The organism is Arthrobacter sp. B0427-1-12 (assembly GCF_059092905.1).
The window spans coordinates 1-5,609 of the sequence record NZ_JBNHIC010000106.1 but is presented as its reverse complement, the minus strand read 5'-3'; the positions used below and the strand labels follow the sequence as shown (position 1 = coordinate 5,609).

Genomic DNA, 5,609 nt, shown 5'->3' with positions numbered 1-5,609 from the left:
GGTGGGGTGGTGTTAAAGGGGTCAGGCCCCGCCGTCGTCGGCGGGGCCTGGCCCTGTTACGGTGTGTCCGGCGGTGTCCTACTCTCCCACACCCTCCCGGGTGCAGTACCATCGGCGCTGTGGGTCTTAGCTTCCGGGTTCGGAATGGGACCGGGCGTTTCCCCCACGCTATGACCGCCGTAACCCTTTTCAGCCCGGTCCCCCGCGGGGGTGGGTGAGTCTGTGTTACAGCCTGGTGTGGCTGGCTATTCAGTTATGGTTCGCAAACCGGGGTTGTGGTTCGGGAACCGCATAGTGGACGCAGAGCATTTCGTGTGTGTTTTGTGGTGTAAGTTGTCGGCCTATTAGTACCGGTCAGCTTCACGGGTCTTTGGTCCCCGCTTCCACATCCGGCCTATCAACCCAGTGGTCTGGCTGGGGGCCTCTCCCCACGAGGGGATGGAAATCTCATCTTGAAGCGGGCTTCCCGCTTAGATGCTTTCAGCGGTTATCCCATCCGAACGTAGCTAATCAGCGGTGCACTTGGCAGTACAACTGACACACCAGAGGTTCGTCCGTCCCGGTCCTCTCGTACTAAGGACAGCCCTTCTCAAATTTCCTGCGCGCGCAGCGGATAGGGACCGAACTGTCTCACGACGTTCTAAACCCAGCTCGCGTACCGCTTTAATGGGCGAACAGCCCAACCCTTGGGACCTACTCCAGCCCCAGGATGCGACGAGCCGACATCGAGGTGCCAAACCATGCCGTCGATATGGACTCTTGGGCAAGATCAGCCTGTTATCCCCGAGGTACCTTTTATCCGTTGAGCGACGGCCATTCCACAATGTGCCGCCGGATCACTAGTCCCGACTTTCGTCCCTGCTTGAGATGTCTCTCTCACAGTCAAGCTCCCTTGTGCACTTACACTCGACACCTGATTGCCAACCAGGCTGAGGGAACCTTTGGGCGCCTCCGTTACTCTTTAGGAGGCAACCGCCCCAGTTAAACTACCCATCAGGCACTGTCCCTGACCCGGATTACGGGCCGAAGTTAGATATCCAGAGTGACCAGAGTGGTATTTCAACGATGACTCCGCCGGCACTGGCGTGCCGGTTTCACAGTCTCCCACCTATCCTACACAAGCCACACCGAACACCAATACCAAACTATAGTAAAGGTCTCGGGGTCTTTCCGTCCTGCTGCGCGTAACGAGCATCTTTACTCGTAGTGCAATTTCGCCGAGTTTATGGTTGAGACAGCGGGGAAGTCGTTACTCCATTCGTGCAGGTCGGAACTTACCCGACAAGGAATTTCGCTACCTTAGGATGGTTATAGTTACCACCGCCGTTTACTGGGGCTTAAATTCCCGGCTTCACCTTGCGGCTGACCGGTCCTCTTAACCTTCCAGCACCGGGCAGGAGTCAGTCCGTATACATCGTCTTGCGACTTCGCACGGACCTGTGTTTTTAGTAAACAGTCGCTTCCCCCTGGTCTCTGCGGCCCCGATCCGCTCCCGGCAGCGTGTGCCGTTCACGGTTGGGGCCCCCCTTCTCCCGAAGTTACGGGGGCATTTTGCCGAGTTCCTTAACCATAATTCTCTCGATCGCCTTGGTATTCTCTACCTGATCACCTGTGTCGGTTTGGGGTACGGGCGGCTGGAACCTCGCGCCGATGCTTTTCTTGGCAGCATAGGATCACCGGATCCCCCCGTAACGGGGGTCCCGTCGGGTCTCAGGCTCGTGAACGGCGGATTTGCCTGCCGTTCGCCCTACACCCTTGGACCGGGGCAACCATCGCCCGGCCCGGCTACCTTCCTGCGTCACACCTGTTAATACGCTTGCCGCCTCCGGGCTGGTCCCGCGCTTACCGTCCCGCTCTCCCGAAGGATCACGGCACGGCTCGGGCGGTTAGTATCCCGGGCTTGGCATGGGCGGTTCTTCGCCGGTACGGGAATATCAACCCGTTGTCCATCGACTACGCCTGTCGGCCTCGCCTTAGGTCCCGACTTACCCAGGGCAGATTAGCTTGACCCTGGAACCCTTGATCATTCGGCGGACGGGTTTCCCACCCGTCTTTCGCTACTCATGCCTGCATTCTCACTCGTGCAGCCTCCACCGCTGGTTTCCACCGCGGCTTCACCGGCAGCACGACGCTCCCCTACCCATCCACGCCCCTGAACCACGAAGGCTGAGGTAATGCGTGAATGCCACAACTTCGGCGGTGTACTTGAGCCCCGCTACATTGTCGGCGCGGAATCACTTGACCAGTGAGCTATTACGCACTCTTTCAAGGGTGGCTGCTTCTAAGCCAACCTCCTGGTTGTCTGGGCAACTCCACATCCTTTTCCACTTAGCACACGCTTAGGGGCCTTAGTTGGTGGTCTGGGCTGTTTCCCTCTCGACTATGAAGCTTATCCCCCACAGTCTCACTGCTGCGCTCTGACTTACCGGCATTCGGAGTTTGGCTGACGTCAGTAACCTTGTAGGGCCCATCGGCCATCCAGTAGCTCTACCTCCGGCAAGAAACACGCAACGCTGCACCTAAATGCATTTCGGGGAGAACCAGCTATCACGGAGTTTGATTGGCCTTTCACCCCTACCCACAGCTCATCCCCTCCATTTTCAACTGAAGTGGGTTCGGTCCTCCACGACGTCTTACCGTCGCTTCAACCTGGCCATGGGTAGATCACTCCGCTTCGGGTCTAGATCACGCCACTGACTCGCCCTGTTCAGACTCGCTTTCGCTACGGCTGCCCCACACGGGTTAACCTCGCGACGTAACACTAACTCGCAGGCTCATTCTTCAAAAGGCACGCCGTCACAGTAACAAGACTGCTCCGACGGATTGTAAGCACACGGTTTCAGGTACTGTTTCACTCCCCTCCCGGGGTACTTTTCACCTTTCCCTCACGGTACTTGTCCGCTATCGGTCATCAGGTAGTATTCAGGCTTACCAGGTGGTCCTGGCAGATTCGCACGGGATTTCTCGGGCCCCGTACTACTTGGGATACTTCCCGGGCGGCGGCACGCATTACGGTTACGGGACTGACACCCTCTTCGGTCCGGCTTTCAAACCGGTTCACCTATACGCCCGCGCTCACCCCACTGTCCCGGCAGAGACAGAATGGAAAGTCCCACAACCCCGCCCATGCAACGCCCGCCGGCTATCACACATGGAAACGGTTTAGCCATCATCCGCGTTCGCTCGCCACTACTGACGGAATCACTGTTGTTTTCTCTTCCTGTGGGTACTGAGATGTTTCACTTCCCCACGTTCCCCCCGAACGGCCTATGTGTTCAGCCGCCGGTCACCGCACATAACATGCGGCGGGGTTTCCCCATTCGGACATCCTGGGCTCACGGTCCGGTTATCGACTCCCCCAGGCTTATCGCAGATTCCCACGTCCTTCATCGGCTCCTGATGCCAAGGCATCCACCGTGTGCTCTTAAAAACTTGACCACAAAAGATCAAAAAACACATCGAGAGAACCAGGATCCGGAAAAAACCGGAACCAGGTTCATCAAAATTGCTTCTTTATAAGATGCTCGCGTCCACTATGCAGTTCTCAAACAACAACCCCGTCACCCCGGAACCGGCACACCCCGCTGCACGCGGAACACCCGGACCGGGGGCGGGAACAACAGCCGGACACCAACCGGTGCCCGCCGTCCTCCGTCACCGGAAAAACAGTCCTGTTGCCTCAGGACCCAACAGTGTGCCAAACGGAAACCCCCGCACCGGGCGCCCCTTCCGTTCCAGGCACCGCCGAAGCGGAACCGTACTGGGAAAAAACACCGGAAACCGGAAGAACCTGTCCATTGATATTCCACCCGTGAGCACCCACCGCAGAACAAACGCCTGCGCAGTGGGCATCCCCTGCGGACCCCGCCGGCCGCCGCTGTGGACGGCCCCGGATCCGAGGCGCTCCTTAGAAAGGAGGTGATCCAGCCGCACCTTCCGGTACGGCTACCTTGTTACGACTTAGTCCCAATCGCCGGTCCCACCTTCGACGGCTCCCCCCCTTACGGGTTGGGCCACCGGCTTCGGGTGTTACCAACTTTCGTGACTTGACGGGCGGTGTGTACAAGGCCCGGGAACGTATTCACCGCAGCGTTGCTGATCTGCGATTACTAGCGACTCCGACTTCATGAGGTCGAGTTGCAGACCTCAATCCGAACTGAGACCGGCTTTTTGGGATTAGCTCCACCTCACAGTATCGCAACCCATTGTACCGGCCATTGTAGCATGCGTGAAGCCCAAGACATAAGGGGCATGATGATTTGACGTCGTCCCCACCTTCCTCCGAGTTGACCCCGGCAGTCTCCCATGAGTCCCCACCATCACGTGCTGGCAACATGGAACGAGGGTTGCGCTCGTTGCGGGACTTAACCCAACATCTCACGACACGAGCTGACGACAACCATGCACCACCTGTAAACCGGCCCCGAAGGGAAGGACTGTTTCCAGCCCGGTCCGGCCCATGTCAAGCCTTGGTAAGGTTCTTCGCGTTGCATCGAATTAATCCGCATGCTCCGCCGCTTGTGCGGGCCCCCGTCAATTCCTTTGAGTTTTAGCCTTGCGGCCGTACTCCCCAGGCGGGGCACTTAATGCGTTAGCTACGGCGCGGAAAACGTGGAATGTCCCCCACACCTAGTGCCCAACGTTTACGGCATGGACTACCAGGGTATCTAATCCTGTTCGCTCCCCATGCTTTCGCTCCTCAGCGTCAGTTACAGCCCAGAGACCTGCCTTCGCCATCGGTGTTCCTCCTGATATCTGCGCATTTCACCGCTACACCAGGAATTCCGGTCTCCCCTACTGCACTCCAGTCTGCCCGTACCCACTGCAGACCCGGGGTTGAGCCCCGGGCTTTCACAGCAGACGCGACAAACCGCCTACGAGCTCTTTACGCCCAATAATTCCGGATAACGCTTGCGCCCTACGTATTACCGCGGCTGCTGGCACGTAGTTAGCCGGCGCTTCTTCTGCAGGTACCGTCACTTGCGCTTCTTCCCTGCTGAAAGAGGTTTACAACCCGAAGGCCGTCATCCCTCACGCGGCGTCGCTGCATCAGGCTTGCGCCCATTGTGCAATATTCCCCACTGCTGCCTCCCGTAGGAGTCTGGGCCGTGTCTCAGTCCCAGTGTGGCCGGTCACCCTCTCAGGCCGGCTACCCGTCGTCGCCTTGGTAGGCCATTACCCCACCAACCAGCTGATAGGCCGCGAGTCCATCCAAAACCGATAAATCTTTCCACCACCCACCATGCGGTGAACAGTCGTATCCGGTATTAGACCCGGTTTCCCAGGCTTATCCCAGAGTCAAGGGCAGGTTACTCACGTGTTACTCACCCGTTCGCCACTAATCCCCCCCGAAGGGGTTCATCGTTCGACTTGCATGTGTTAAGCACGCCGCCAGCGTTCATCCTGAGCCAGGATCAAACTCTCCGTAAAAACTTACAAACACAGCACCACCACCCGGGAAAACGGGCAACAGCACTGCACTAAATCCGATCAAGGCCAAAAAAACCGCAACACACCGCGAACGCGGCGCATCACAGCCAAATCAACCAAACAAAACATTTGGTATCAACAAACTTGGCACACTATTGAGTTCTCAAACAACAGGCACA

Annotated in this window: 3 rRNA genes; all 3 read right to left on the bottom strand. The window is 57.8% G+C overall.

The features are described from left to right. Nucleotides 1-65: 65 nt before the first annotated feature. Nucleotides 66-182 (bottom strand): 5S ribosomal RNA (gene rrf, locus AC5RWU_RS23550). Nucleotides 183-323: 141 nt separating this feature from the next. Then, nucleotides 324-3,438, bottom strand: a 23S ribosomal RNA gene (locus AC5RWU_RS23545). 473 nt (nt 3,439-3,911) lie between these two features. Beyond that, nucleotides 3,912-5,430 (bottom strand): 16S ribosomal RNA (locus tag AC5RWU_RS23540). Together the 16S, 23S and 5S rRNA genes form the textbook arrangement of a ribosomal RNA operon. Nucleotides 5,431-5,609: the final 179 nt, after the last annotated feature.